The sequence below is a fragment of the Microcoleus sp. LAD1_D5 genome, from assembly GCF_036702115.1.
Taxonomy (GTDB): Bacteria; Cyanobacteriota; Cyanobacteriia; order Cyanobacteriales; family Microcoleaceae; genus Microcoleus.
Window position 1 is genome coordinate 29,539 of the sequence record NZ_JAUBSA010000022.1, and the last position, 25,688, is coordinate 55,226.

Annotated in this window: 30 protein-coding genes and 1 tRNA gene; 14 read left to right on the plus strand and 17 right to left on the minus strand. The window is 45.9% G+C overall.

Features of this window, described 5'->3' with window-relative positions; all coding sequences use genetic code 11:
- Positions 1–54: 54 nt before the first annotated feature.
- Positions 55–963: a class I SAM-dependent methyltransferase gene (locus tag QUA70_RS11865; protein WP_333347877.1), complete on the minus strand. Its 909-nt coding sequence runs from the start codon at positions 961–963 to the stop codon at positions 55–57.
- Positions 964–1,219: 256 nt separating this feature from the next.
- Positions 1,220–2,128 (minus strand): class I SAM-dependent methyltransferase, encoded by a 909-nt coding sequence (locus tag QUA70_RS11870; protein ID WP_333326406.1) that lies wholly within the window; start codon positions 2,126–2,128, stop codon positions 1,220–1,222.
- Between the two features lie 318 nt (positions 2,129–2,446).
- On the opposite strand from QUA70_RS11870, the gene QUA70_RS11875 reads away from it, so the two are divergent.
- The 4 genes from QUA70_RS11875 to QUA70_RS11890 all read left to right on the plus strand — a co-directional run bounded on the left by QUA70_RS11875 (position 2,447) and on the right by QUA70_RS11890 (position 5,800).
- Entirely contained in the window at positions 2,447–3,781 is a 1,335-nt protein-coding gene (locus tag QUA70_RS11875) for a cytosine deaminase (RefSeq protein WP_333347879.1), read from the plus strand.
- Positions 3,782–4,148: 367 nt separating this feature from the next.
- Complete coding sequence (gene queC / locus QUA70_RS11880; RefSeq protein ID WP_333347882.1) at positions 4,149–4,823, plus strand: 7-cyano-7-deazaguanine synthase QueC; 675 nt, start codon at positions 4,149–4,151, stop codon at positions 4,821–4,823.
- A gap of 164 nt (positions 4,824–4,987) precedes the next feature.
- Entirely contained in the window at positions 4,988–5,581 is a 594-nt protein-coding gene (locus QUA70_RS11885) for a GGDEF domain-containing protein (protein WP_333347885.1), read from the plus strand.
- A 51-nt stretch (positions 5,582–5,632) separates the two neighbouring features.
- On the plus strand, positions 5,633–5,800 hold the full coding sequence (locus QUA70_RS11890; protein WP_333326398.1) for a hypothetical protein: 168 nt from the start codon (positions 5,633–5,635) through the stop codon (positions 5,798–5,800).
- Positions 5,801–5,807: 7 nt separating this feature from the next.
- On the opposite strand, the gene QUA70_RS11895 is transcribed toward QUA70_RS11890, so the two are convergent.
- On the minus strand, positions 5,808–7,286 hold the full coding sequence (locus QUA70_RS11895) for a hemolysin family protein (protein WP_333347888.1): 1,479 nt from the start codon (positions 7,284–7,286) through the stop codon (positions 5,808–5,810).
- A gap of 68 nt (positions 7,287–7,354) precedes the next feature.
- Positions 7,355–8,044, minus strand: coding sequence for a hypothetical protein (locus QUA70_RS11900; protein WP_333326394.1), 690 nt, complete (start codon positions 8,042–8,044; stop codon positions 7,355–7,357).
- A gap of 184 nt (positions 8,045–8,228) precedes the next feature.
- Here QUA70_RS11900 and QUA70_RS11905 point away from each other — a divergent pair.
- Positions 8,229–8,301: transfer RNA gene (locus QUA70_RS11905), tRNA-Ile, on the plus strand.
- Between the two features lie 365 nt (positions 8,302–8,666).
- On the opposite strand, the gene pyrR is transcribed toward QUA70_RS11905, so the two are convergent.
- The 4 genes from pyrR to QUA70_RS11925 form a co-directional block, all read right to left on the minus strand.
- The gene (gene pyrR / locus QUA70_RS11910; protein WP_242722682.1) at positions 8,667–9,200 is read right to left on the minus strand and encodes a bifunctional pyr operon transcriptional regulator/uracil phosphoribosyltransferase PyrR; all 534 of its coding nucleotides are present in this window, start codon (positions 9,198–9,200) and stop codon (positions 8,667–8,669) included.
- A gap of 267 nt (positions 9,201–9,467) precedes the next feature.
- Entirely contained in the window at positions 9,468–10,547 is a 1,080-nt protein-coding gene (gene cbiB / locus QUA70_RS11915; protein ID WP_333347920.1) for an adenosylcobinamide-phosphate synthase CbiB, read from the minus strand.
- A 359-nt stretch (positions 10,548–10,906) separates the two neighbouring features.
- Complete coding sequence (locus QUA70_RS11920; RefSeq protein WP_333326392.1) at positions 10,907–11,290, minus strand: GFA family protein; 384 nt, start codon at positions 11,288–11,290, stop codon at positions 10,907–10,909.
- Positions 11,291–11,327: 37 nt separating this feature from the next.
- Complete coding sequence (locus QUA70_RS11925; RefSeq protein ID WP_333326390.1) at positions 11,328–11,771, minus strand: Rrf2 family transcriptional regulator; 444 nt, start codon at positions 11,769–11,771, stop codon at positions 11,328–11,330.
- A gap of 265 nt (positions 11,772–12,036) precedes the next feature.
- Between QUA70_RS11925 and QUA70_RS11930 the strand changes: the two genes are divergently transcribed.
- From QUA70_RS11930 to QUA70_RS11940, 3 genes are all read left to right on the plus strand, one after another.
- The gene (locus QUA70_RS11930) at positions 12,037–12,429 is read left to right on the plus strand and encodes an AbrB family transcriptional regulator (RefSeq protein WP_242722673.1); all 393 of its coding nucleotides are present in this window, start codon (positions 12,037–12,039) and stop codon (positions 12,427–12,429) included.
- A 108-nt stretch (positions 12,430–12,537) separates the two neighbouring features.
- A complete protein-coding gene (locus QUA70_RS11935) occupies positions 12,538–12,669 on the plus strand; it encodes a hypothetical protein (RefSeq protein WP_333326387.1) in 132 nt (43 codons plus the stop codon).
- Between the two features lie 23 nt (positions 12,670–12,692).
- Positions 12,693–12,881: a hypothetical protein gene (locus QUA70_RS11940; RefSeq protein ID WP_333326385.1), complete on the plus strand. Its 189-nt coding sequence runs from the start codon at positions 12,693–12,695 to the stop codon at positions 12,879–12,881.
- 40 nt (positions 12,882–12,921) lie between these two features.
- Here the strand turns inward: QUA70_RS11940 and QUA70_RS11945 are convergent, their stop codons facing one another.
- On the minus strand, positions 12,922–13,056 hold the full coding sequence (locus QUA70_RS11945) for a hypothetical protein (RefSeq protein ID WP_333326383.1): 135 nt from the start codon (positions 13,054–13,056) through the stop codon (positions 12,922–12,924).
- 226 nt (positions 13,057–13,282) lie between these two features.
- Here QUA70_RS11945 and QUA70_RS11950 point away from each other — a divergent pair, with 226 nt between their 5' ends.
- From QUA70_RS11950 to QUA70_RS11960, 3 genes are all read left to right on the plus strand, one after another.
- Positions 13,283–13,447, plus strand: coding sequence for a hypothetical protein (locus QUA70_RS11950; protein ID WP_333410424.1), 165 nt, complete (start codon positions 13,283–13,285; stop codon positions 13,445–13,447).
- Positions 13,448–13,745: 298 nt separating this feature from the next.
- Positions 13,746–14,072, plus strand: coding sequence for a cache domain-containing protein (locus tag QUA70_RS11955; protein ID WP_333347892.1), 327 nt, complete (start codon positions 13,746–13,748; stop codon positions 14,070–14,072).
- Between the two features lie 120 nt (positions 14,073–14,192).
- Entirely contained in the window at positions 14,193–14,351 is a 159-nt protein-coding gene (locus QUA70_RS11960; protein WP_333347895.1) for a hypothetical protein, read from the plus strand.
- 270 nt (positions 14,352–14,621) lie between these two features.
- Here the strand turns inward: QUA70_RS11960 and QUA70_RS11965 are convergent, their stop codons facing one another.
- The gene (locus QUA70_RS11965) at positions 14,622–15,725 is read right to left on the minus strand and encodes a site-2 protease family protein (RefSeq protein WP_333347898.1); all 1,104 of its coding nucleotides are present in this window, start codon (positions 15,723–15,725) and stop codon (positions 14,622–14,624) included.
- 380 nt (positions 15,726–16,105) lie between these two features.
- Between QUA70_RS11965 and QUA70_RS11970 the strand changes: the two genes are divergently transcribed.
- Positions 16,106–17,182, plus strand: coding sequence for a DUF3616 domain-containing protein (locus QUA70_RS11970; protein ID WP_333326373.1), 1,077 nt, complete (start codon positions 16,106–16,108; stop codon positions 17,180–17,182).
- Positions 17,183–17,322: 140 nt separating this feature from the next.
- Here the strand turns inward: QUA70_RS11970 and QUA70_RS11975 are convergent, their stop codons facing one another.
- Positions 17,323–18,960 carry an AAA family ATPase gene (locus QUA70_RS11975; protein ID WP_333326371.1) on the minus strand — a complete coding sequence of 546 codons (1,638 nt, stop codon included), beginning with the start codon at positions 18,958–18,960 and terminating at the stop codon, positions 17,323–17,325.
- A 188-nt stretch (positions 18,961–19,148) separates the two neighbouring features.
- Positions 19,149–19,433, minus strand: a complete 285-nt coding sequence (locus QUA70_RS11980; RefSeq protein ID WP_333136317.1) for a DUF2470 domain-containing protein — start codon at positions 19,431–19,433, stop codon at positions 19,149–19,151.
- 126 nt (positions 19,434–19,559) lie between these two features.
- On the opposite strand from QUA70_RS11980, the gene QUA70_RS11985 reads away from it, so the two are divergent.
- Together QUA70_RS11985 and QUA70_RS11990 are read left to right on the plus strand one after the other, a co-directional pair.
- On the plus strand, positions 19,560–19,886 hold the full coding sequence (locus tag QUA70_RS11985) for a type II toxin-antitoxin system HigB family toxin (protein WP_333326368.1): 327 nt from the start codon (positions 19,560–19,562) through the stop codon (positions 19,884–19,886).
- 37 nt (positions 19,887–19,923) lie between these two features.
- Positions 19,924–20,340 carry a transcriptional regulator gene (locus tag QUA70_RS11990; RefSeq protein WP_333326367.1) on the plus strand — a complete coding sequence of 139 codons (417 nt, stop codon included), beginning with the start codon at positions 19,924–19,926 and terminating at the stop codon, positions 20,338–20,340.
- A gap of 95 nt (positions 20,341–20,435) precedes the next feature.
- Here the strand turns inward: QUA70_RS11990 and QUA70_RS11995 are convergent, their stop codons facing one another.
- The 5 genes from QUA70_RS11995 to QUA70_RS12015 form a co-directional block, all read right to left on the minus strand.
- On the minus strand, positions 20,436–21,797 hold the full coding sequence (locus tag QUA70_RS11995) for a WD40 repeat domain-containing protein (protein ID WP_333326365.1): 1,362 nt from the start codon (positions 21,795–21,797) through the stop codon (positions 20,436–20,438).
- Between the two features lie 102 nt (positions 21,798–21,899).
- A complete protein-coding gene (locus tag QUA70_RS12000) occupies positions 21,900–22,478 on the minus strand; it encodes a ferric reductase-like transmembrane domain-containing protein (RefSeq protein WP_333326363.1) in 579 nt (192 codons plus the stop codon).
- A 273-nt stretch (positions 22,479–22,751) separates the two neighbouring features.
- A complete protein-coding gene (locus QUA70_RS12005; protein ID WP_333326361.1) occupies positions 22,752–24,443 on the minus strand; it encodes an SPFH domain-containing protein in 1,692 nt (563 codons plus the stop codon).
- A complete protein-coding gene (locus tag QUA70_RS12010; protein WP_333347901.1) occupies positions 24,413–24,913 on the minus strand; it encodes a hypothetical protein in 501 nt (166 codons plus the stop codon). Before QUA70_RS12010 ends, QUA70_RS12005 begins: the two co-directional genes overlap by 31 nt.
- A gap of 139 nt (positions 24,914–25,052) precedes the next feature.
- Positions 25,053–25,685: a response regulator gene (locus QUA70_RS12015; protein ID WP_445251638.1), complete on the minus strand. Its 633-nt coding sequence runs from the start codon at positions 25,683–25,685 to the stop codon at positions 25,053–25,055.
- Positions 25,686–25,688: the final 3 nt, after the last annotated feature.

The window sequence follows — 25,688 nt, forward strand, 5'->3', positions numbered from 1 at the left end:
AATCTCAAATCTCAAATCTCAAATCTCAAATCGAATATTTTTGCTCAAAACGCCTTAATCCAGGCGTTGAGGGTGACAGAATTCCATTAAAATTGCCTCGCCTTCGTCGCGCGAGTCCAATTCCTGCGCTGCCCGCTTGAGATAGTTTTCTGACAGCAAGCGCCTGGAAATTTTGTGCGGTATGAACCAGCGATGGCGCCACCGCATACAAAGCGAAACACCCACAGCTGCGGGGGAAGAATAAGTGGACTGTCGCCGAATTTCCAAACCAGCAACTTCTCCAGCTTTACTCAGAGTTTTGGGACTGAATTGTATGATGTTGCGAGGAAAATAAGTGCTGTGCCAGCGCCAGCCGAGCTCCCGCGCCGATTCGCAATCAGCATTCGGTACAGCCACCCAAATATAACCGTTTGGTGCCAACAACTGCCTCATGCAGTTGAGTGTTTGCGTGGGCGAAGGTGTTGCCATCAAAACATGAGAACAGGTGATGACATCAAACTTTTCGTCCGTACCATGTTGTGCGATATATTCTTCCAAAGTGCCTGTAAAAACATCGAGTCCGCTATCACGGGCGGCCGCCGTAGCCGATACCCCAGGATCGACGCCTTTAACTTCAACTCCCAGCTTTTTTAAGACTTGAAGAAAAGAACCGCCACCGCATCCCACGTCCAACAACCGCTTGCCTACAGGGATAGGAATGTGCCGGTACTCGCCCCGTCGCTTTGCTTCTTCAACTACTTGTTCCTCATCCTCAACGCGAGTGTTGTAGCACAGATAATCTGGGGGATAATATGGAATCAATTCCTCCCATGTAGGTTGGGGATTGAGAAATCCTAGGCCGCAATCGTCACAGCCGAAAAGCGACCATTTCAGTGGTTCTTTAGGGGCATCGGAAGTGCCTGCTTTGTTGCGGAAATGGATATTTTGTGAATTGCAAACAGAGCAATTTGTCAGTTCTTGCATGGTAACTCTTTCTAATTGTTGGGTACTCTCATGAAGTATATGCAGACAGACACATACAAGCAGGACTTACGCTCAGAAACCCGGTTTCTCCGAAAAATTGCGTGAAAAGTCACCAAATTTTCTGCTCAAAAACCTGGTGGCCAAGGTTTCCCTCCTGATAAAAATTACGCACTGATATCAAGAAAACCGGAGTTTTGAAGTTTGATCTCATCTCAAATCGAATATTCTGAAATGGAATATTGTTGCTCAAAACCCCTTAATCCAGGCTTTGAGGGTGACAGAATTCCATTAAAATTCCCTCACCTTCGCCGCGCGAGTCCAATTCCTTCGCCATGCGCTCAACACGTTCGTCAGAAAGGAACAAGCGGCTAACTTTGTGCGGTACAAACCACCGATAGCGCTGCCACAAACAGATAGAGTAACGAAGGGCATCCGGCAAAGAGTAGGTGTAATTGCGCTGAATTGCCAAACCTGCCTTTTTGCCGGCTAGAGCCAAGGTTTTTGGAGTGTAACCGATCAGATTGTAAGGATAATCGGTGCTGTGCCAGCGCCAGCCCAGTTGCCGCGCGTATGGGCTGTCCGCGTTCGGTACAGCCACCCAAATGTAACCGTTTGGAGCCAGCAATTGCCTCATGCAATCGAGTGTTTCTGCAGGCAAAGGCGTTGCTCCCAAAACGTGGGAACAGAGTATGACATCAAACTTTTCGTCAGTACCTTTTTCTGCAACGTATTCTTCTACAGTGCCGGTGAAAACATCGACACCGCATTCGCGGGCCGCTGCTGCTGCTGAGGAGCTAGGTTCAACTCCTGCTACCTCAACTCCGAGTTTTTTGAAGACTTGGATAATGGAACCTCCGCCGCATCCCACGTCTAACAGCCGCTTGCCTACAGGGATAGGAATGTGTCGGAATTCATTAAGTTTTTTGGCTTGTTTTACTACATCTTCTTCGTCTGGTACGTAAGTGTTGTAGCACTGCCAGCCCTCTGGGTAATAATCGCTCAGTTCATCCCATGTCGGGCGGGGATTTACGAATACTAAGCCACAATCTTCGCATCCGTAAACTGACCATTTAGGAGCCTCTTTTGGTTGGCGGGCTGTCCCCGCTGTGTACAAAAAGCTGATTTTTTGGGAGCTGCAAACTGGGCAATTTGTAAATTTTTGCATGGTTCAGTTTCACGATTTGTACAGTTGCTAATGGCAGTGGAACGACCACAATTTATTACCATTAGCTGGGCTGGTAGAGTGCACCACTGCAAACAGATCGAAAACTAGGTTTATTTGCAAATCAGTATTTGTAGATGCTCGGTTTGTTGGCGCTCGACCCCCGATCAATCGGCGCTGTACAATTTTATGTCTAAATGGTTAGACTGAGAAGGTAGCATTTGTTACCGATAAGAGAATCGACGCTCAACCGACAATGATTTTCGGTAGCGTTTTTGCGGTAGCGCTAAATTCTTAGGAAAATACTAACTCACAAAATTAATGTTGCCAAGTACATTTAATTATTTGCTCAAAGATGGTCGCGTACCCGCATCTCTTCTAGAGATGCAATCCATCGCCTCGTCAGCTTCTACTGTCGCAACAACGGGGAGTGAGAACAATTTATGTGCGGTGGATATGGAAATTGCAGCGGGTACGATCGCCCAAATTATCCCAGCAGGTACAAAACCTGTATCCTCCTCTGGAGATATCTCAGTTGTAGATTTGCAGGGCGGCTTAATCTGGCCTTGTTTTGTGGATATGCACACCCATTTAGACAAAGGACACATTTGGGAACGATCGCCCAATCCCGATGGAACTTTTGCCAGCGCGATCGAAGCGGTAGGCGCTGATGCTCAAAAAAACTGGAATGCAGAGGATGTTTACCGGCGAATGGAGTTCGGACTAAAGTGCAGCTACGCCCACGGAACCAAGGCCATCCGCACTCACATAGACAGCGCAGGCGAACAGGGAACCGTTAGTTTGGCAGTATTTGAAGCGCTGCAAGCCGAATGGAGCGATCGGCTGATCTTGCAAGCTGTTTCCCTGGTTTCCCTCGACTATTTCCTGACACCCGCCGGCGAAAAATTAGCCGATCGCATTGCCCAAATTGGCGGCATTCTCGGTGGCGTCGCCTACATGAATCCCGATTTAGACAAACAACTCGATCGAGTTTTTGCTTTAGCCAAAGAAAGAAATTTAAACCTCGACTTCCACACCGACGAAAACGACGATCCAGATTCAGTAACACTGCGGGAAGTCGCAAAAACCGCCATCGGCCATGAATTTAGAGGTCAAATTATCTGCGGGCACTGCTGTAGTTTAGCCGTACAACCGCCAGATTTAGTAACAGAAACTCTTGCTTTAGTCAAGACCGCAAATATTGGCATTGTCAGCTTGCCGATGTGCAACCTTTACTTGCAAGACCGACAATCTCAGCGTACACCGCGCTGGCGGGGAGTGACACTGCTGCACGAACTCAAAGCAGCAGGAATTCCCGTTGCAGTTGCTAGCGACAATTGTCGCGATCCGTTTTACGGATTTGGCGATCACGATGTTTTGGAAGTCTTTAATATGGCAGTCCGCATCGCTCATTTAGATATGCCTTGGGAGGATTGGCCGCGCACAGTGACACAGACTCCAGCAGATTTAATGGGATTGCCGAAGTTTGGACGAATAGGAGTTGGTTTACCAGCAGATTTGATTTTGTTTAAAGCGCGGAATTTCAGCGAATTGTTATCGAGAGCGCAGGGCGATCGCACAGTTTTGCGACAGGGCATTAAAATTGATACAACTTTGCCCGATTACCGCGAACTCGATGATTTATTAGCCATTTAAATCTGACATCCTGCACCGATCTCAAGAACAGGCTCTCCGGCCTGTTTCACAAAAGATGAATTTTCTTTCTACTCGTTACTAGGCTCTTCCTGGTAACGTAGCTTCGGACGCTCTGCCTCCAATTTTCTAGATCGCAATGCGAGGCAGAGCCTCTAGATATCGGTTCCCAGGCAGAGCCTAGAAACCAGTTAAACACGCACTATAGATTATCAACCAACGTCCCTTCTCTTTTCTTCCTTCGCGTACTTCGCCTCTTCGCGGTTCGTTCAAAAAAATATCTTTCAACAAGCATTTAGCCTTGCTATCTTGTCAATTTCCCACTAATTTGATATAAATATAAAAGCTAATTCGAGTGAGGATGTTTTAAGTGAAAGCAGTTATTTTATTGTCGGGAGGGCTGGATTCCTCAACGGTTTTGTATCAAGCCAAGGCCGACGGCTGCGAGTGTTACGCTATTTCCTTTGACTACAAGCAAAGACACAGGCGGGAGTTGGAATCCGCAAGGGCGATCGCACTTTCGGCCGGTGTTAAGGCGCATCAGGTGGTAAACTTTGACCTAACGCTTTGGGGCGGTTCCGCTTTGACGGATAATGAGATGGAATTGCCGATCGATCGCAATCTTGCAGAAATGTCTCAAAACATCCCAATTACCTACGTTCCAGCTAGAAATACAATCTTTCTCAGTTTTGCCCTCGCCTACGCAGAAACTCTAGAAGCCGATCGTATTTATATCGGTGTCAACGCTTTAGATTATTCGGGATATCCCGACTGTCGCCTCGATTACATCCAAGCAATGCAGGAAGTATTTCGGTTGGGAACCAAGCAGGGAAGGGAAGGAAATTCTCTTAAGATTGTAACACCTTTGATCGAACTTAAAAAAACAGAAATTATTCAATTAGGCAACAAATTAGGAGTACCTTGGGAGCAAACTTGGTCTTGCTACGCAGGCGGCGAAAATGCCTGCGGCGTTTGCGATTCTTGTCGGCTGCGGTTGGCTGCTTTTGAGGAATTGGGATTAAAAGATCCGGTGTCTTATGCTTAAATATGACTGACGCACCACTGCCCAGAAACCGGGTTTTTTCGAGTCTCTTCGCTTCGCCAGCCGCAACCGTAAAAAATCCGGTTTCTAAGCATCGCAGCGCATCCAGCTAGAATTAATTGAGACTTGGTATATGAATTGTTTGATTTAAAAAGGAGAATTTATATATGAATTATTCGGATTTTGATAGCTTTACTGGATTGGGTAATACCAGATTGATGCAAGCTCGCTTTGCTCAATGTGTTGGCGAGCAAACTGAATTTGGGATGATCTGGATAGATGTAGATGGACTTATATATTTCAACGATCGGTACGGTCATGCTGAAGGTGATGAAAAACTGAAACAGATTGCTAAGTTGATTTGTCAAAATTTACCGGATGGTATTGATGTCTTTAGAGCTGGGGTAGAGGAATTTATTATTATTCTAACTAACTTGAAGATGGCAGAAGTTGTCTTACTAGCAATGCGAATTTGTAAAGCAGTTAATCAGGAGTTTTCTCATCTTCCTCCATTGCGACGATTTTTTAGTATGAGCGATAACAGTTATGTAGAAGTTTATTTTCCCTTGACAGTATCTTGTGGGGTAGCTTTCTATCCGGAACATGGTGTAGATTATTCCACTCTGTATCGGTCAGCAGAGGTAGCAGCAATAAGAGGCGGCAAACGCTTATATGGTGGTGTTGTGGGTGTAGCGATGAATTTATACAGTTCTTGTTTTTTGCCTTCGACGGAGAACAAAACTAACGATTCCCAAATCTAACAAAATCGAGAATAATCGACTTAAACAGTTCGCAGATATTTCCTTGACTTCTTGCTTGAGGAAATACAGCCGTTTGGGGATACTAATTTCGCTATTACCAACGCACATTACGAAAATGTGAAGGTTGGCGATAGCGTTAATTTGCGCCCCAAAGGCCCGACGTTAGATGATTTAGTACGCAGCGACTTCGAGCGAGTAGATTATGTAGGCATTAGCTAAAATATTCTCAACTCGAAAATTTCGCCACACTTCTCAACCCGCTATTCTTTCGCCCTTTTCCCACAACTTCCTCATCCGCTGCTGCAACTGCACTCAAAGCTCGATCGCCCGCAGCCCCTTCCAACAAATGAATTTGAAGTTGATCCAACCGCGGCCCGGACACAGAAACAACAGTAAGTTCCACATTTTCGCCGCACCAAACTTCCCCCACAGCCGGCATTCTTTGCAACTGATAACTCAGAAAACCTCCAATTGTCTGATATTCGTCAGTTACTGGCAAATCCAAATTCAATATTTGATTCACATCATCTAAATTTAACTGCGCTTGAACTAAATAAGTGCGATCGTCCAATACTTGCAAAGCAATTTCTTTACTGTCGGGCGACTCGTAGCTGCGGCCGATAATTTCGGCTATCAAATCCCGCAGTGTAACTAACCCGGAAATGCCACCAAATTCATCTACAACAATCGCAATTTCTTCCGACGAACTCTGCATCAAAGGCAGCAGTTCCCCCAGCAGCATCATCTCCGGCACAAACCTCACGGAACCCATCCAAGTTACAATTGGCGTGTCGGGAGATAGCAAACCTTCAGCTAGGGGTTTCGCAAGTTGTTTGAAGCCAATAATGCCGAGAATGTCGTCTAAAGAATCTCCCGTCACGGGATAGAGGGAATGGTTAGAAATCGCCATTTCGTCGAGCAAAGTTTGAAAGGTTGCCGTCTTGGGAAGTGCGACAATGCTAGGCCTCGGCACCATTACTTCTTCTACCCAAACTTCGCCAAATTCAAACACGTTGTTGAGCAATTCTCGCTTTTCTGCTTCCAAGCCGCTGGATTCGCTGGAAGTAGCTATAATTAATTGCAGTTCTTCCGGAGTAACCGGCCGGTGCCTTAGATCGTATTCGATGCCCGCAAACCGCAAAAGCGATCGAGTAGATTGATTAAGAAACAACACAAAGGGCTTGAACAAACGGGCAATCAATAAACTCGGAGGCCCTAAACTTCTGGCTAGCTGTTCGGAATACAGCAACGCTACAGATTTGGGAAAGAGTTCGCCCAGTACGATTTGCAGGTAAGCTAGCAACAAAAAAGTTACTATTGATATGCTAAAAGAATGGGCGATCGCCGACTTGATGTAAATTGGCAGTGGCAAATAGCCGATCGACATTCTCACTAGCACGGCGATCGTACTTTCCCCAATCCAGCCGAGAGCTAAACTAGAAAGAGTGATTCCCAACTGCATTGTCGATAGCAATCGCTCAATACTTTGCTGCAAAGATTGCACAGTTAAAGCTGCAACGTCGCCAGCATCCACTAACTGATTGATGCGCGATCGGCGTACCGTCACCATCGAAAACTCAGCCGCCACAAAAAAAGCATTAATCGCAATCAGCAACAGCACTGACAGCAACCGCGACAGCACCTCTGTCAAACTCATCGCGGGTAAATCAGATATCTCCTGCACTCTCGCCCCTAAAAGTGACACAATGCTCCCTAAAAAAACTTTCTCGATCAAACCTGAGAAGCCGTCTGCAGGTTTGGTCTTCTTTTATTTTACTTCGCCACTGGAATGCCAGATATTTGCAACTGAAGTTTTTGACCTGGATAATCTGTCAGCGTCAACGAAACTTCCTTAGCATTTTCCAGCAAAGCTGTGGGAATACTTACCGTACCGTAATACACCTGCCCGTTGGGGGGCAATTCCGCCGGCAAATCCTCGGCAGTCGCGCTCAGGGCCCGGCCACGATCGTCAGTGACGTTCAAGAAACTGTAGAGAAACCTCACAGCTTGGGAGCCTTCATTTTTCATGCTCACGTCTAGCAGCATGGAATTGTTGCGCTGACTGGCCGCGCTTACCTCCAGGGTTATTCCCCCGTCGCGACTGTTCAGGGGAAACTTGGCGCTGGCATTTTGGGCAGCCGGTTTTTTTGCTGCGGCTGGTTTAGAGCTTGCCTTGTCTGTTTTAGTATTTGCCCCGGCCGTTTTTTCTGGATCGCGACCTTCTACCCGTGCTTTGACGGTTGTGAGAATGTCTTTTTCTTTCAAAATGCTCACTTGGTCTTTGCTAGCCGTCGTTCCCGGCTTGCCGCTGCCCGCATTGTTGCTGGGACGAACATCGGGTTGAGTCGTTCCTTGCAAGGCTTCGCGGCCTATAGTAAATCCCCAAACAGAACTCGTCACGCCTGCTCCAAACATTAGAGCGAGCAGAATTAGAGTCAGCACTACCGTCGAATTCACTGCCATTGCCTATAAGTTTATGCCGAGTCGTAGAAACTGCTTTGTCCGGTCGATCGGCTCCAGCACATTGGCTAACAGGCGATCGGGACTCAGCAGATCTAAAGATTTTGATTTTTGTTCTCTAGTTCTAGCACGGACTGAGAAATTATGTTATAATTCATTTTGAGTTAGGTCGAAGAAATCGATTTAACGGCAGTTGGCCGAGCGGTTTAGGCAGCGAACTCATAATTCGCCCCAGGCAGGTTCAACTCCTGCACTGCCGATTTAAAATTAATCATGACGCTCCGCGCTCTGGCTAAAAACCAGGTTTCTTCCCAGATACCAGTCCTGGACGGATGGGGGCTAGAAACCCGGTTTCTACGAAAAATTTGCGCCAAGTAATGAAAAATATCCGAATAAACCTGGTTTGTGAGGTCGCAAGTGCGATCGTAAACTAGAAATTTGGTCGATCGCGATCTGTTAAGCTCGCACTGCAGTCGGAAAATTATTATTCTGATGCCAAGGTCAACGATATCAAGGCTTAATCAATTCCACATTATATCCGCTCGCTCCTGAGATGGGGGGCGCTACGCGGGGACGATCGTACTGCACTCCAAAAATTATTATTCCGATGCCAAGGTCAAGGATATCAACCCTTAATTAACTCCACTCCGTCGCGCCCGTCGAGTTCTTGAACGTAAACCTTAACTTGTTCTTCCTTTGCAGTCGGCAACTTTTTACCCGTAAAATCTGGCTGAATCGGTACTTCTCGGTGGCCACGATCGACTAATACCGCCAACCAAATTTTCTCCGGCCGCCCGTAATCATTTACCGCATTCAAAGCCGCTCGACTCGTTCTGCCTTTATATATAACGTCATCTACCAAAACCACAGTTTTGCCCGTCAAATCGAAAGGAATTTCTGTTTTAGCCGGTGTCCGCATTGCAACTCGATCCAAGTCATCTCGGTAAAAGGTAATATCCAAAGCGCCCACGGGTACTTTGACTTGTTCGAGGACTTCAATTTGATCGGCCAAAATTTGAGCTAAAGGCACTCCTCTACTATGAATGCCCAACAGCACTAACTCCGAGGGGTTCCCTGATTTTTCGACAATCTGGGAAGCGACGCGGGTGAGAGTGCGCCTCACTTCATTAGGGGATAAAATTTGGATAATTTTAGTCATTGTTTGCTGCGAGCTAATTGTTGGCTGTGGGCGGATAGAACAATTTTAGATTTTAGATTTTAGATTTTAGATTTACTTTACAGATGAATTTGGGGGTTTGAACAAAGGTCAAAACTTTTTTTTGCTTTTGTCGGTGGCCGATCTCTGTCTGCTGCAGGACTTACCTCGAACCGATGAAAAGCAGATGCTGCGATTGCTTGGCTGAGGGCGAACAATGACAGAAATACGTTATTTATGCCTCCTGGACTGTTCGGCTGAGGTCATCAGTTAGTGGCTCAAACCTAATAAGGTATAAAAAAGCAATGATAGTCCCAACCAAATCAGAAAGCAATACCGAGTTAATTGCAATGCTTGGCAAATTAGCTGCGCTGTGATAGGGTAAACCTGCTCGCCTAACAGGGGTTTGTGTTTGAGAACTCCGCGATAGGAATTGGTACCTCCTAGTTGCACTCCCAAGATGGCGGCGTAAACGCACTCGCTCCAACCGGAATTGGGACTGGCATCTTTAACAGCATCTCTCTGACAAATCTGCCAAATGTAAATCGGTTTGCCAGATATAACGGCTAAAGTAATCACTGTTAGCCGGCAAGGAATCCACGTCAGCACGTCTTCTAGTTTGGCGCTAAACCATCCTAAATCTGTGTATGGCGGTTCTTTGTAGCCGATCGTAGAGTCTAATGTGCTGGCTGCTTTGTAAGCGATCGCCAAGGGGACTATAGCACTCGCCCACATCGAGTTAGGATCGATCGGCGAATCGGTAACACTTAATAATAGATGCGGCAGACCGAACCCAAGTAAGGCATAAAATAGCGGTGCTGTCACACCATCGACTGCATTCTCTGTTACAGTTTCTAACAATGCTCGCAGAATTTCTGGCTCGGATAAGTTTTCGGTATCCCGGCCGACGTAAAGGCTCAACCGTTCTCGCGCCTTGACTAAATCTCCAACATTTAAAGGTGCTAGCACATCCTCCGCAGCCGCCCTCAAACTGCGACCTGCAAAACAGCTTGCCAGCAAAATGGTCTGTAGGGCAATACCTAAAAGAGGATGCACCCAACTAGCAGCTTGGACGATCGACCAACTGACAGTATAACTGCCTAGAATCAGCCCGATCGCTAGTATTGTACCAGCACATCGTAGCAGCAGTTTGTGCTGCTCGCCAGCGGGACGATCCGCTGCTTCAGGCATTTTGCCTGCGGAATTATTCCATATATTAAAGACAAGTCGAGTATAGCGGTCGATCGCCCAACCCATCGCCTGCACGGGATGTGGCCAACCCCAAGGATCGCCGATCGAATAATCCAACACCGCAGCTAAAATCAAAACAGGAAATTCATCCGGCATCATTATATATTGTGTCAAACTTGATAGTCCGTCAATCGATTTTAGATTTTAGATTTTAGATTTTAGATTAAAGAATTGAAGAAAGCGACCCCACCGATCAATCCGGGGACTTGCGATGGGGAGCGAGGAGCTTTTTTCTCGCTCCACGGATGAATAGGGGGGCCCGAACCATCTTCCTTGATTGTCACAGCAGGATCTCTCGCCGCAGAGAGCAGATTTTAACTCCTGCTACCCTTGCGGACTTGGATTTTTTGAGGGGCGATTTTATAGTAGAAGGAAGAAGGAAGAAGCAATAAAGGCAAGGGTTTGAGCAATTCAAAACCTCATCATCAGGCGTGGTTGCTATAACTGCTGAGATTACTTTAGTCGCGAAGCAAGTGTACATTCTGCTCCCAATTAACACCGTCAAAGGGTAGGATCTGAAAGTGTTCGATGGCATCTGAGTCAAGACAGCGGACGTTGACATCGAATTGATCGGGATGCGATCGGGGGCGATAGAACGAGTGAATGCCGCAAATTCGGCAGAAAGTATGTTGAGCAGTTCCTGTATTAAATGTATAGGTTGTCAAAACATCTTCGCCACTGAGCAAGGTAAAACGTTCCGGTGGCACAATGAGATGCAAAAATCCCTTCTTTTTACAGATAGAGCAGTTGCAATCAGATGCTTCGTGTTTGTCAACGGCGACACGGAAGCGGACAGCTCCGCAGTGACAGCCGCCAAAGTAGGTAACAAGTGTTGCGTCCATGTGTGATTGCTGCCGATCGAATGAATGAACTTACCATTTAAATGATAAAGCTAGTTTCTTCCCCAAGAGCCGCTTGCCAACTGCGGACATCATAGTATAAGTCTTCGAGGGAAATAGTGTACAGCGCTTCGGCAAGTTTTTTGTGCAATCGGTTCCACAAACTGAATGTTACCCAGTCCTCTGCTTGCGTCGAGTCGGGAAAATGTCGAGGTAAAGGTTCAATAGTTTCACCTACAGCCTCTAAGATTTGTCCTAAAGAGATTTGAGCTGGCTGGCGGGCTAATTGATATCCTCCTTGAGAACCCCGAACAGATTGGACTAAACCGGCTCGTCGCATTTCAATCAGCAATTTTTCTAGATACGGAGCCGGTAACTCCTGTCGCTTCGCTATCGATTTCACCGATGTCGGGCCAAAGCGAGGTTGCAAACTTAGATCCAGTAATGCTTTGACACTGTAGTGTCCGCGTGTGGTTAACTTCATGGGATTTTAAGAGCGGGGCAAATATTCAGCTAGCTGATAGCTGATAGCTTATGCTACCGAGTTTAGAGATTGCTCGCACCGGTTGCAGCTACTCCTCAAGAAAGACTGCAGGTTGTTAAAAATATTTAGATAATAGTGGTTAACAATTGAGCCGATCGGTGTAATATGGTTTTACGACCAGCTATAAAGCTAAAGTTTCTTGGTCAAACCAAAAACCAACCGAGAAAAAATCCGTACACCAGTTGAATATTTCAGGACTCAGTAAATGGCTAAAAAGAAAAATATCGAACCCCTTGAAGGCGAAGATCTGATCAAAAAGGTCAAAGACCTAGAGAACCTTACCAAGGAAGAAAAAGCTAGAGCCTGTGGCTACTACACCGTTACCAAGAACGGCGTAGAACGGGTCAACATGATGAAATTCCTGAATGCGCTGATTGATGCAGAAGGCATTCAGCTAGACGGGAAGCAAAACGGCAATGGACGCGGCGGACGCTCTGCCAGCTATCGGATTAGCGTTCAATCTAACGGCAACTTACTGATTGGCGCTGCCTACACCAAACAAATGGAACTCCAGCCGGGAGATGAATTTGAAATCTCTCTGGGACGCAAGCACATTCACCTGCGCCAAATTGATCGAGAAGAAGAAGAAGTATCTTAGGCCTTTACGACTTGCTTTGACTTCTTGCTTGAACTGGTTGGTTTGACTTCAAGCATTGACTGCAAGCAGAGAGTTGGCTCTGAAATCTTTCTGTGAGCCTAAAACAGTATGGCTTCTATAGATGGCAATGGCTCGACAAAAGCCACTGCCACCACTTTATATTTTGCGAGGATACCTATTCTCGCCCCTCGCTATATCCGTTTGGACAAGCGGGGGATTTTCCGCGTAGCTGTTAAATAGAAGTTCGGCAAGGGAGCATCTCAATGAAAGCAGCTAAGCCCAAAATTGGAGTTAGGAGCCAGGAGCCAGGAGGAAAGAGTCAGAAGGAAGAAAGAAGGAGCCAGAAGAAGTGTTTTTACAAATATGAGATGCTCCCTTCGGCAATGGATGGTGTAGCAGATTTAACAGATGTAACGGATGGATGTTTGGCAGCCGATTATGTACGTGATTGAACCGATGTAACGGATGAACCGAAGAGGTTTCCAGGAAGCATTAGGTTTGGTTGAGGTAGGAAACCCACCACAGCAAGAAAATGGCGGAGGTATTCTCAGCTAACAGTGCGTCATACCCGTTGAAAAAAAGAATGCAACTGTAGCGAAGCTCGAAAGCACGAGCTTGATCATTCATTCCAACTTATTTAACCTAAAATCTAAAATCTAAAATATAAAATTGTATGTGTCTGTGTGGGAGGTGTTTTGAGGACAAGCAAACAGCCTCGATCGCCCGTAAGTGAAATTACAGGCTGGAACAGTTAAAGCGTTAGGGAGCAATTAGTCACCAGCCTATGCCGTTGCCGGGATTCGCGAACAAAACTTCTCAACACCAAACAAAAATCCTCCTGCGTCGCCTTCTAGTGGCCTCTTTTGTCCTGCAAATCGTAGCAGCAGTGGGGATTGTCGGGTATCTGTCATTTCGCAACGGAGAAAGAGTAGTGGAAGAGTTCGCGCAGAAATTGATCGCAAAGACGGGTAAGAGAGTTGAAGAAAAGCTAACTGCTGTTGTTGAAAATACCCACTGAGTAAATCAACTTAACGCCGAAGCGATCGACCGTGCTGAATTAAACTTACAGTTAGAAATGCCCCAGCCTCGGGGAGAAAAGTTCCTTTGGTAGCAAATGCGATCTTTTCAAAGCATTCAGTGGATATCCTTCGGTACAGGAAAATCAGGAGAATATCTCGGCAGTTGACGCAACCACATCGACAACAGCTTGCCAATTGTCGCAGCTAACAAGTCTACCAACTCTCCCAACATATACTAAGCTACAGACAGCCTAGGCACTCGCACCGCTAAATTAAAGGCAGAACCGGCAACCTACGATGCCGCCCTCCGCCCCTGGTACAAAGAAGCTGTCGCAGCGAACCAACAAAGCGATTTGGACGAGTATTTATCGAGGTTTTACTCCTGGGACTGTTTTTATTGCTGCCAGCCAACCGATTCGCGATCGAAATGGTAAAGTGCTCGGAGTTAGTGCAGTAGACTTTTCGCTCTTGGGTCTTCAGCAATATCTCGATCGCATCAAGCTTAGCAAAACGAAACAAATTTTCGAGATCGAACGATCGGGCTTGCTGGTGGCCAGTTCGAGTCAAGAATCACCCTTTAGAAAGATGTCGGGAAAGCAGCAACGGCACTGGCTGAATGTTTGAGACAGCCAAACTCCTGTCATTCGCACCGCACCTAAATATTTATACGGACACTTCGGGGGCTTTGGCGACATTAAGCAGCGACAACAACTGAAATTTAGCCGAGACTGGGAGGAATATTTTGTGGAAGTGCTGGCGTTTTCTGATGTTTACGGTTTGAAGTGGCTGAGGGCGATCGCAGTTCCCAAATCCGATTTCCTGGGGGAAATTAACAGAAATACCAGACTACAATTTTACTTGGTTTGGTGGCGCTGCTGCGACCATAGTCGTGAGATGGCGTAACGTCCTCGCTCAGATGCTCAATACATTATGATAATTATAATTATCATGCTTGATTTGCAGCTAATAATTTAGTGTTTCACTTGGCTTTTCTCCAGCTACAGTTAACCCCCCCGATCGCCCTTTTGGTAAGGGGAAATCGAGGGGGTTAACTATTATACGATTTTCGACTGAAGAATGGGGAATGACTGAGAACTACCAGAGTTTGAAGCACGGCGCTACAGTTGCGTTTTTTGGGGGAAACTGGTGTTATTTGTCAAGTATCTGAGGATATTAAGCAGGGTTCGCTTCGGCTCGTCTTTGCAACAAGCGGGCAATTTCAGCTTTTTCTACAAGTCCGACAAGGACACCATTTTCGCGAATGACGGGTAGTTCTTGTACTTTGAGTTGTTCTAGGAGGGTGACGACTTCGAGGAGGGATAATTCTGGTTTGACGGTGGTGGAAAACTCGATCGGCTTCAGGAGTTCTTTCACTAAAACTTCGGGCCAGTGTCCAGTAGGAATGGTTTTGAGGTCGTCAAGGTCGATCGCCCCTACCAATTGTCCGGCATCATCTGTTGCCAGGAACCTGCGCCAGGTTTGAGTGCTACCGATCACGTAGTTGTTGGCAAATTCTCTGAGGGACAAGTCTTGGGAGACGATCGGACTTTCGGCGGTCACAGCATCTGCGGCTGTCAATCCTGCCAGTTTATTTTGGACTGTGGCATATTGGGCAGATTGACCGGCATTTTGCAGTAAGAACCAACCGATTACTAGATTCCAAATATTGCCGAATATGCCTGTAGCAATGGCAATCCAACCAATTATTTGACCGACGCGGCTAGCAAAAATTACGCCTTTGTAAGGGTTGCCGGTAATTTTCCAGACGATCGCTTTGAGGATGTTGCCGCCGTCCAGGGGCAAACCGGGAATTAAGTTAAATAAGGCTAGAACTAAGTTGATGGAAGCTAAAAGTCCGACGATGGCCGCTGCGGGGCCTGTGAGACCAGCACCGATGCCGATCGCTGTTAACAAACCGGATAACAATAAGCTGACCAACGGGCCTGCAATGGCTACCCAAAATGCTTCGGCTGGGGTTTTGGATTCTCTTTCTAAATTAGCCAGTCCGCCAAACAGAAATAGCGAAATCGATTTCACGCCAATTCCCTGTTTGATGGCTACCCAACTGTGTCCTAATTCGTGGGCTAAGACGGAAGCAAATAACAGTAACGCTGTGAATAATCCCAGCATCCAGGGCGCTACAGGGCCCAATGTGGGAAACAGGGCAGCTAATGCGCCGCCGTACTGCCAGGTTACTAAACCCAGAACTAAAAACCAAGATGCGTTGACAAAGAAGGGAATCCCAAACAGGTTGCCGACGCGAAATGTACCGTTCATAATGGCTACCTCTAATTTTACGAATGAGAGGTTTTTCTCTCTGTCTCCTTATCGTAACGAAACGTAACGGCGATGTTAATGCTTCAATTAGGGTGTTATCCGTCTGTGGAGGTTCGGTTTGCGGAATAATCAACGCCGACTGCGGTTTGGCCCGCTAGGGGTTAAAAATCCTTATCTCAAACCGGAAGTCCTCGCTATCAGGCTTGAGGAGGATATCTGTTTTAGTTTTCTGTTTTAATTTTCAGCCGGTTTTAACCGAATGCAAGCTTTGAGACGGAGAATTAATTGCCGGCGGACTATTACACCTGTAGCAAGAGCTCAGTTTCAACCCACTTTAGCTATAATGACTTACCTTAAGAATAGTTTTAGTGCTAAGAATTATGCCAGAATCCTTTTTGCTCGGTCGGCTGCTGCTGCAATTCAACAGCGAAGCCGCTGATATTATTACAGACTTATCCGCTGTTGCTTTAACTCCCGATGGCAATTTGTGGGTGGGTTCCGATGAAACGACTTCGCTCGAGCGTTTGTCGCCTGTCGCGCCTCATATTTTTGGAGAACATCAAAGATTTGCGATCGCAGATTTTATCGATCTACCTGGAAAATCCGAAATCGATATCGAAGGAATGGATTTCAACAGCGATTATCTTTGGTTGGTCGGTTCTCACAGCACAAAACGCAAGAAAACTAAAGGTAAAGACGCAGACAAAGACATTGAAAGATTAGCACAAATCGAGACTGAGGTCAACCGCTATTTGCTGGCGCGTATTCCTATGAAAGACGGGATTTTGTGCGAGTCAATTTCCCCTTCAAACAATCCCGAAAGCGAACAGAAAGCGGGATGTCTTCAGCGGACAGAAACAGGCAATTTGCTGACAGACGCGCTCAAAGATGACAGCCACCTCGGCTTGTATTTATCTGTGCCGATTCCGAGTAAAGAAAATGGCTTTGATATTGAAGGGTTGGCGGTGCGGGGTGATCGCATTTTGCTCGGTTTGCGGGGGCCGGTGCTGCGGGGTTGGGCGATAATTTTAGAAATAGAAGTTGAAGAGGCAGAACCGGGAGTTTTAAGGCTTAAGGAAATTGGGGAAGGAGGGAAATTGTACAACAAACATTTTGTTGATTTGAACGGTTTGGGGGTGCGAGAATTGTGCTGGAACGGGGAAGATTTGATTGTTTTAGCCGGGCCGACGATGACTTTATCGGGGGCGACGAGGGTTTTTCGGTTGAAGGAAATTTTAGGGCGATCGGGCGACAGTATTACTGAACAAGATGGGGGAGATTTGGAGGTATTGTTTGACTTGCCTTTTAAGGTTGGTACGGACAATGCTGAGGGATTGAGCCTGTTTCCATATTTGGGGGAGGAGAATTCGCTGTTAGTGGTTTACGATTCGCCGGATGCGGGGAGAATGGTGGAAGAAAATGCTATTCTTGCTGATGTTTTTAAATTAGGTTCGTAGTAGTATGGTGCGTCATAACGGGAGATATTTGGGATAATTAATCACCCATGAACTGACGCACCCGGCGATTAGGAAGGTGCGTCAGATGTAATTTTTCCGAGAATTAATTAGACATGAACTGACGCACCCTACAAGTGGGGTTAATTGTCGATCGCATCCCTTCGCCGCTGGCTGTAGCGTTTCAATTCATCAATTAAGTGAGTATCGTTAGAAGCTGTTCTCGCACCCGCTTCCGCCGCCCAACGCTTCAAATCTTCAATTTGCGATCGCGCGATCGCAGCTAAAGGTACTGTATCCTCGATCGACCTCAAAATATCCTCCGTCATCAAATCCCGCCGCTGTCCGTTGACAAAAGTGCCAAAAGCCCGATATAACCCATCTATTACGACTTGCTCGATTTCTGCACCGCTAAAATTCTCAGCGCGTTTGGCCAAAACCGCCAAATCAAACTCGCGCAATCTAGTTGGCCGCAAACGCTGCAAATGCACTTTAAAAATATCTTGCCGTTCCGATTCTGAGGGCAAATTTAAAAAGAAAATTTCATCAAACCTGCCTTTTCTGAGCAACTCTGCAGGCAAAATCCTGACGTTATTTGCAGTTGCGACAATAAACACCGGACTGGTTTTTTCCTGCATCCAAGTAATCAAACTGCCGAATACCCGGCGCGAAGTTCCCGAATCGCCGTCGCTGCCGCTGATAATGTTGCCGAAGGCTTTATCTATTTCATCGATCCACAAAACGCAAGGTGCGATCGCCTCTGCTAATTGTATCATTTGCCTGACCCGACTTTCGCTCTCCCCGACCACGCCGCCAAACAATCTCCCAGTATCCAATCGCAACAGTGGCAAACGCCATTCTGAGGCTATTGTTTTCGCAGATAAAGATTTGCCCGTTCCTTGAATTCCTACTAACAAAACTCCTTTCGGATTCGGTATGCCGTAGCGACGCGCTTCGTCAGTAAAAGCATCTTGCCGCATTTTTACCCACTGTTTCAAATTCTCCAATCCGCCCACACTTTTTAGGGATTCTCTGGAGTTAAAAAACTCCAAAATTCCAGTTTGGCGAATTGCTTGCTGTTTTTCCTCCAAAACTCCGTCAATATCGGACTCGTTAATTTGCTGTTTGGCGGCCAAAGCTTTAGCCAAAACCCGCCCGATTCGAGCCCGGCTCAAACCTTGACAAGCTTTAACCAACTGTTCCCTTGCTAAACCGCTAACTTGCAACTGTTGCGGCTTTTCCACAACGTGGGAAATTAAACTGTCGATTTCTTGCACGTTGGGCAAAGGAAAATCAATTACTGTGACTTCTTCTTTCAATTCCTCCGGCAATTCCAGCGTGTGAGAAGTAAGAACTATAGTTTTTTTGCTGCGCTTCAATTCCCGCGTTAAGTTCCGCAATTCTCGCACTACCGCCGCGCTTTTTTCGCTGTATGGATATTTCAAAATAGGGTGCAAATCCCGCAGTACAAATATGGTATATTCTTCAACAGCAGTTTTGCTGACGCGATCGAGCGCCGCCATTACCGAACCTTTCCCAGAACCGTTATCCTCCCAGCCCCGCACGAGATCCCAGAACAACACCCGGCGCGCGGGAGTTACTTGCAGCGCTACTTGGGCAATTACGGCTTCGACCGGTTCCTCCTCCGCGCCGACAATGTACAGCAGCGAATAGCGGGCGCGAATCATCAAATCTAGTCGCTTTACCAGTGCCTCGAAATGGTTGTTTTTACTGCCATTGACGACATCTAATGCTTGGGAGTTGGGGTAATTTTCTGTCATTTTAGGGGATATTTTAGAGGTAAATTCAACTTTATTAAATATTTTGTTCGCAGTCAGGATTTTAGTCTTTAAAATGATTTCACCCAACTAAAGGTTTGTAGTAAGGATGTTAGTCCTTAACAACTATTTAAGCGGACTAAATTCCGTACTGCAAACGTTAAAATTATAACAGCCTAGTAGGCAGTTGACTACTTAGCAACTTTTCGAGCTTGTTTCACCATTTCAATGAGAGTGTGGTGAGCATCTTCGGCGTCTTTTAAAGTGCGATCGAAATTTACTCTGACGGGCACTGTTTCGTCGTTGACTTTAGCGGTTAAATCCATGCCGTTGGCATCAATAGCGAGCATTTGAGCTTCTGTTGCCTGCGGTTGGTCGCCAAATGCTTGAGCATATAGCACGACAGCACTAGCGTGGTCTTCGTTCATGTGAGTGCAGATGCGATCGCTAATCTCAGTAGAAAACGGTTCTGACATGGGGAGATTCCTCAGATGCAATATCGATCGATTGTACTGCAAATCGGAGTAGACAAAATACTTCGCAATTTGCTAATATGAAATTCAAATGATTTTAGCGAAAGTCCAATCGATGCGTAAATTTGTTTGTTATCGAGGAACTGTACGCACGTTATCTCTCAATCAGCACTCAGGAAATTCTGGGAAAAGTATCCTGATGCCGAAACAAGTCTGCGCTCTTGGTACAAACTAGCAACTACAGCAGAGTGGTCAAATTTAGCTGAAGTGAAAGCAGTTTTTTCCTCAGCCGATAGAGTTGGCAACTTTACTGTCTTTAACATCAGAGGTAATAACTACAGACTGATTACCTTCATAGATTATGAATATCGACCTAAAAAGGTTTTTATTCGAGCTGTACTTACCCATGAAGAATATGATGAAGAGCGATGGAAAAAAGACCCGTGGTATCAATAATAGATAATGTTCTACTTTCTTAATATTGCATAGTCACATGAAAAACTCTAGCGCTTATATCGAACTACTCAAAACATTTCCGCCGCGACCCATAACTGCTGAGGAGGAGTTAATGGCAACTCAAGAAGCGATCGACTCTTTGTTGGATAAAGGCGAACTAACTCCCGACGAACGCGACTACCTCAACGTACTGGGAACCCTTGTTTATGAGTACGAGCAAACTTTAGAACCCATACCTGACATTTACGGAGTAGAACTGTTAAAGGCTTTAATAGAAGAATTTGAACTCAGACAAAAAGACCTAGTTCCTATTTTTAAAACCGAGTCTATTGTCTCTGATATCCTCCGTGAAAAGCGCCAACTTACAACCGAACACATACAAAAACTTGCAGAGTTTTTCTGCGTCTCACCAGCTGTTTTCTTTCCGCTGCATCCAGTTCAAAAAACTGCTTGAAATTCAAGCGAGCGTTTGGGGCGGCCTGGTTTTAATAAAAATTTGGGTAATGCTATGAAAAATTTCTGTTGCATAGCTTTTCATAATTAATATTATTACCTCCACCCATCCCACGGACTAACCTCAATCACCCCAGAGGGTTTGAACACTACCTTATATTGAGAAAAATGCTGATTTTTACCAGCCTTACAAAAGGAAGAAAGAGGAACTTCTTGAAGAAAATTACCCGCTGCTTGGTTCAGAGGCTGACAATCTATAATTCCCCCTTCTTCATCCACGGCAACCCGATAAACTAATGAAGTGCTGAAGGTAGGAGTCGAGCGCCAACTCTTGTCAATTTGGTCGTAAACTTTCCGGTTCAACTGTGCAATTTCACCGGGGGAGATAATTTCAGAAGGTGCTGCCTCTACCTCTGGTGCTGGAGAGTTAACCTGAGTCGCAATCGGGACAGATACAGGCCAAAGCTTAATAGTTTCATCTCCGCTACCGCTGGCTAAAACACTATCTTGAGAGCTAAAAGCAACTGACCAAACTGGCTTAGAATGCTCCGCAAAATTTGTCATCAGTTCGCCTGTTTTCAAGTTCCACAGCTTGATACTTTTGTCGTAGCTGCCACTAGCTAAACCCTGTCCATCCTGGCTAAAAGCAACTGACTGCACCGGGCCGGAATGCCCTGTTAATGTATGCAGAACTTTGCCATTTGTAAACTGCCACAGCTTAACAGTTTTATCCGCACTGCCACTCGCTAAAGTTTTGCCGTCAGGACTGAATGCAACTGAGTTCGCCGGCCCGGAATGCCCAGTCAGGGTGTAATTGCCGCCATCATCAAGCCACCAAATCTTGATAGTTCCATCCTCGCTGCCGGTTGCTAAAATTTTACTGTTTGGGCTAAAAGCGACAGATTGAATCCAGTCTGTATCTGGAAGTGTGCGGAGTAGTTTGCCATCGGAAAAATTCCACAATTTTACAGTTTTGTCGGTACTGCCAGAAGCGAGTAACCTTCCATCAGGACTGATACTTATTGCCTTGACATCATCCGCATGACCTTTCAAGGTATTGATGAGTATGCCAGTTTTGAGATTCCACAATTTAATCCGGTTATCCCAACTCCCGCTAGCCAGAAGATTGCCGTCAGGACTAATGGCGAGGGATTCAATTGCATCGGTATGTGCTTTTAAGGTGTAAAGTAATTTGCCGGTTTGCAAGTTCCAGATGTTGATAATGCCGCCATAACAGCCGCTGGCTAAAGTTTTGCCGTCTGGAGTGAGTGCGATCGCATAAATCCACCCAGAATTATCTTTAAAACTGCTAGAATATTGAGTAAACAGCCCTGATTTAAACTGCGATACAGTTGTTTCCAATTCCGCAAAATACCGATACAAGCCGATGCCCGCCGCAGTTACAACTGCTGTTAAGGTCAAGGCTAAGGTTTTCCATTTAACTGCTTTTGATATCATAAACATGACCTCCAAAACTCAGTTTAGGTAAAATAAATTTCCAGATTTCAATTCCACAAAATTATCGCGGAGGTGTCGGCTGGATTCTCACTTTGAGAAATGCTATCCAACACTTTTATTTAGCACTGTTACTTTGTCGGCGGTTGGCTTATGTTTTTGTGGTCTAGATTGGCGCTGAATCCAGGTGCGGCAGAGGAATAAAACTATTATGGCGGTTATAGCTGCAATTCCAACAGGGGTTAAATATGTCCAGTGATCGGCCATTTTATCCCAGATATGCCAGGTTACTAAAAACATAGCAAGGTAAGTGAGACGCTGCAATTTTTTCCAATTTTTCTTAAGTCTTTTCACGCTCCAATCGTTAGAGGTGATAGCCAAAAGAGTAAAAATAATGAATGTTGCTACTCCCTGGAAGTAAACAAAATAAGTTTGGATATCAAAGATATCAAAATTTCTTTGTTTGAAAAAGATGAATCCGTGAAATACCGCTAAAAAGAAAGAGAGGAGACCTATGAGGCGGCGATATTTCAGCAGCCACTGGGGAAAGCCAGTTTTTCTTGTGAGAGGGAAAACAATTATCAAATTTGTGGGAAGCAGTGTGAGAATATAGGCTGTTAAGGCAGCGAATCCCAGGAGACTCGCTTGAGAAAATGTATCTAAATTCACCGTTGAAAATTGCATAACTTACTCTCACTGCTAAGTAGCTAAACTCCAATTGAAGCTAGGCTAGCCTTTTGAAATTGCAATGTCAATTAAGTTTTAAGCTTATAACACTTATTCGCAAAAATAGCTGGTTAAAAGTTGAGTTTTTACCTATAAAAAAAGGTCAGCTAATGCTGACCTTGGGTTGAGGAGGTTACCTGAACTTTTGGCTAGGTATTGCGCCCAACTACAAACGGGTAATACCCCCTTTCAATAACAGAGGACGGAAGTTCTCGCTCCAAACTGCACAGCCTAACTAAAAGAGCCAGGGTCAAATGGCAATTTATCAAATCGCGAATCACTATCCGTCTCAGAATTAGCAACAGGGCAATTAGCGCCAGATGCCGGCGGCTTTGCTGAATGCACCTTGGCTACCAGTAACTTGGCGGCCGGTTCCGATTTCTGTAGGTTAACTACAGGTAACTCCCCGCCATTTTCTCCATTTTTGCTCGTTTGATTCCACATCATCATTCCCAGCAAACCATCAACTAAACCGCCGCCGCTACCGTTGCCTGTTACCGCAACATCCGGCACAACTCGCACGTTGCGATCGCCTATAATTTGCATTAACTGCAAAGCCGTATAACCTGAACCACCCAAAGCCACAACACCCGCGCGATAAGCTTCAGCTTGAGCATTTCCTTTCACCCGAATCGACTCAGCTTCGCCTTGAGCTTGTTTGACCTGAGAATTGGCTTTCAACTCAGAAATCTTAACACCTTGCTCAGATTTCACCATCTCTTGCTGAATCTCAGCCAAAGCAGTTTCCCGCACCAATTGTTGCCGCTGAGTTTGTGCTAATTGCTGCACCTCATAAGTCTTGCACTGTTCCTCAGCAATTTTGCGATCGGTTTGAGTTTGCATCAACTCTCCCGGCGGCAAAATATCCCCGATTAAAGTATCAATTGCCGGCACGTCGTAGGTACGCAAAGCTGCTTTGATATACTCGGCGGCTTCCGCTTGCCTGCCACTTCTTGCCGATAGAAAATCTAATACAGAATAAGCTTGAGCAGAATTGCGGAAATAATTCCCAATAGTCGGCTGCAAAACGTGGTCTACTAAATTCTGCATCGAACCGACGCGGGAAATCACTTTTGGAGCATCCAAAGCGCCGACGTGAATAATCTGAGCTACTTCTAAATCAAAGGCAAAACCGTCTTGAGAACGCACGGTTAAAGACGAAAGTTTAGAATCGTAACTGTGCCTTTCTGTTTTACCCGACCAATTCAATACTATATTAGTAGTCGGCACTAACTCTACTTTCAAAATGGGAGTATTCAGAGGATGTTTGCCCGGATAAAGAGGAGTCACCCACACCCCTTTATTGCCCACATTTACTAAATTTCCGTGAGTGAAAGCAGCACCGCTCACATCTTCCGAGGTTTTTCCGACATAGGAAATAACCGCGCCGACATAGCCGATCGGGATTTCGGTCATCGCCACTTGGTCAACCCCGACAAACCAAGGATTTAAGTTCCACGAACCGGAAAGCAAAACCTGTTCCTGTAAACCGCGCCGCCCGCCGGCGGCGATAAATTTTTGCGCGTTTTGGAAGTTGTCGTGATTCGGGATAATCGGGCCGGCAATTTCGCCATCTTGAATTGGAACGCCGTCAAAAGTTGTGACAATTCCCACTTTATCTGGGGCAATTCTGTACAGCTTTAATTGTTCGGCTGTCATCCCGTGTTTGGCAGCATTAGCCGCTGTAATTACTGTAAATAATGCTGTATTAATTCGATAGCTACCGCCAGTCAAGATGCCGCGTTGTCTACCTTTTTCGCCGCCGCCTTTGAGGAATTGGCGAGCATCTTGAAAGTTGTCACAGTCTGTGATTTGGCCGAGGATGCGCTGTGGGGGAATTGACTGACCACCTGCTGCAATAATTAAACCAATTTCACCTTGGGGAACTACAGTCAGAGACTCTTTGCGAACGTTGTACTGCAAAGGCCAATAACCCCAGTGCCAACCGGGGGGAAAGTATCAGCTTGATATCCAGCTTCTCCGTTTAAGGCAATTAAATCTCCGGGCGGTAAAGACTTGCCGCCGAAGCTAAACTTTTTACTGACAATGCCAACTTCGCGATCGCCAATTACCACCAATCCGCCCAAAAATAGTGGCAGCACCAGAATAATGATCATACCGCCGATCGCGATCGGGATAAATCCGCCCGGATCGAGCTGCATTGTCTGCACGGGAACAGTGCTCCGCAACTGCCCTAGCTGCCAGCTAGAATCATGTTTTGCGGCTAGCTGAGTCGAGGTTTGATTTGGGAGGGGGATATTGCTAGTGGCTAATACCGGCGAGGGTTTCAAACTGCTAATTGCACTAAGAGCTAAGGCCGCCGAAACAGCGGCTGCTAAATGTTTTAAAACCCGGACTTTGACTTGAGACTTGGACAAAAATGAATAAAGCATTTTTTTGATCTGGGCTAATTTGTCCTATGAGATCCAGCTTAGCCTTACTAAAAAGTTTTTAGATAAAACTTAAGGTCTTATTTATCATTATTTGCCCTCATAATAGTCATATTTCTCAGTAAAAATACTTATAATTAAACTACAGGCTGACAATCCCCCGTTTTAATGCGGAAATCGCGGCCTGCGTGCGATCGCTAACTCCTAATTTGCTCAAAATATTGTTGATGTGAAACTTGACGGTGCTTTCGCTGATGTGCAAAATTTCACTAATCTCGTTGTTGCTTTTACCCGCGACTATGAGGCGGATGACTTCTAATTCGCGATCGCTCAATTCAGGGCCACTCAGGCGATCGGCTAACTTAACACCCACTGCCAGCGGAATGTACTTTTTACCCTCAAAAACCGCCCGAATTGCTGCTAAAAGCTCCTCTGGTTCCGCATCCTTAAGCAGATAGCCCTTTGCACCAGCTTGCAATCCGCGATAGATGTTTTCATCGCCGTCATAAGTCGTCAGCACGACAATCCGCGCGCTGGGAAACTCTGCACAAATCGCAGCAATGGCGGCGACTCCATCCATTTGGGGCATCCGCATATCCATAAGGGTGACATCGGGCTGATATTCGCGGAACATTGTTAATGCTTCCTGCCCGTTGCTTGCTTGCGCCACAACTTTAACATCTGATTCCTGATTCAGCAGCGCCACTAAACCTTGCCGCACAATATAATGATCGTCGGCAATTAAAACGCGAATAATATTGGATTGGTTAATCATGTT

Excerpts from the sequence above, each read along its gene's own strand:
- QUA70_RS11865 (WP_333347877.1), bottom strand. The coding sequence starts at position 963 with ATGCAAGAACTGACAAATTGCTCTGTTTGCAATTCACAAAATATCCAT.
- QUA70_RS11870 (WP_333326406.1), bottom strand. The coding sequence starts at position 2,128 with ATGCAAAAATTTACAAATTGCCCAGTTTGCAGCTCCCAAAAAATCAGC.
- QUA70_RS11875 (WP_333347879.1), top strand. The coding sequence starts at position 2,447 with ATGTTGCCAAGTACATTTAATTATTTGCTCAAAGATGGTCGCGTACCC.
- QUA70_RS11885 (WP_333347885.1), top strand. The coding sequence starts at position 4,988 with ATGAATTATTCGGATTTTGATAGCTTTACTGGATTGGGTAATACCAGA.
- QUA70_RS11900 (WP_333326394.1), bottom strand. The coding sequence starts at position 8,044 with ATGGCAGTGAATTCGACGGTAGTGCTGACTCTAATTCTGCTCGCTCTA.
- pyrR (WP_242722682.1), bottom strand. The coding sequence starts at position 9,200 with ATGACTAAAATTATCCAAATTTTATCCCCTAATGAAGTGAGGCGCACT.
- cbiB (WP_333347920.1), bottom strand. The coding sequence starts at position 10,547 with ATGATGCCGGATGAATTTCCTGTTTTGATTTTAGCTGCGGTGTTGGAT.
- QUA70_RS11920 (WP_333326392.1), bottom strand. The coding sequence starts at position 11,290 with ATGGACGCAACACTTGTTACCTACTTTGGCGGCTGTCACTGCGGAGCT.
- QUA70_RS11925 (WP_333326390.1), bottom strand. The coding sequence starts at position 11,771 with ATGAAGTTAACCACACGCGGACACTACAGTGTCAAAGCATTACTGGAT.
- QUA70_RS11930 (WP_242722673.1), top strand. The coding sequence starts at position 12,037 with ATGGCTAAAAAGAAAAATATCGAACCCCTTGAAGGCGAAGATCTGATC.
- QUA70_RS11935 (WP_333326387.1), top strand. The coding sequence starts at position 12,538 with ATGGCTTCTATAGATGGCAATGGCTCGACAAAAGCCACTGCCACCACT.
- QUA70_RS11940 (WP_333326385.1), top strand. The coding sequence starts at position 12,693 with ATGAAAGCAGCTAAGCCCAAAATTGGAGTTAGGAGCCAGGAGCCAGGA.
- QUA70_RS11945 (WP_333326383.1), bottom strand. The coding sequence starts at position 13,056 with ATGAATGATCAAGCTCGTGCTTTCGAGCTTCGCTACAGTTGCATTCTT.
- QUA70_RS11955 (WP_333347892.1), top strand. The coding sequence starts at position 13,746 with ATGCCGCCCTCCGCCCCTGGTACAAAGAAGCTGTCGCAGCGAACCAAC.
- QUA70_RS11965 (WP_333347898.1), bottom strand. The coding sequence starts at position 15,725 with ATGAACGGTACATTTCGCGTCGGCAACCTGTTTGGGATTCCCTTCTTT.
- QUA70_RS11970 (WP_333326373.1), top strand. The coding sequence starts at position 16,106 with ATGCCAGAATCCTTTTTGCTCGGTCGGCTGCTGCTGCAATTCAACAGC.
- QUA70_RS11975 (WP_333326371.1), bottom strand. The coding sequence starts at position 18,960 with ATGACAGAAAATTACCCCAACTCCCAAGCATTAGATGTCGTCAATGGC.
- QUA70_RS11980 (WP_333136317.1), bottom strand. The coding sequence starts at position 19,433 with ATGTCAGAACCGTTTTCTACTGAGATTAGCGATCGCATCTGCACTCAC.
- QUA70_RS11990 (WP_333326367.1), top strand. The coding sequence starts at position 19,924 with ATGAAAAACTCTAGCGCTTATATCGAACTACTCAAAACATTTCCGCCG.
- QUA70_RS11995 (WP_333326365.1), bottom strand. The coding sequence starts at position 21,797 with ATGATATCAAAAGCAGTTAAATGGAAAACCTTAGCCTTGACCTTAACA.
- QUA70_RS12000 (WP_333326363.1), bottom strand. The coding sequence starts at position 22,478 with ATGCAATTTTCAACGGTGAATTTAGATACATTTTCTCAAGCGAGTCTC.
- QUA70_RS12010 (WP_333347901.1), bottom strand. The coding sequence starts at position 24,913 with ATGCTTTATTCATTTTTGTCCAAGTCTCAAGTCAAAGTCCGGGTTTTA.
- QUA70_RS12015 (WP_445251638.1), bottom strand. The coding sequence starts at position 25,685 with ATGATTAACCAATCCAATATTATTCGCGTTTTAATTGCCGACGATCAT.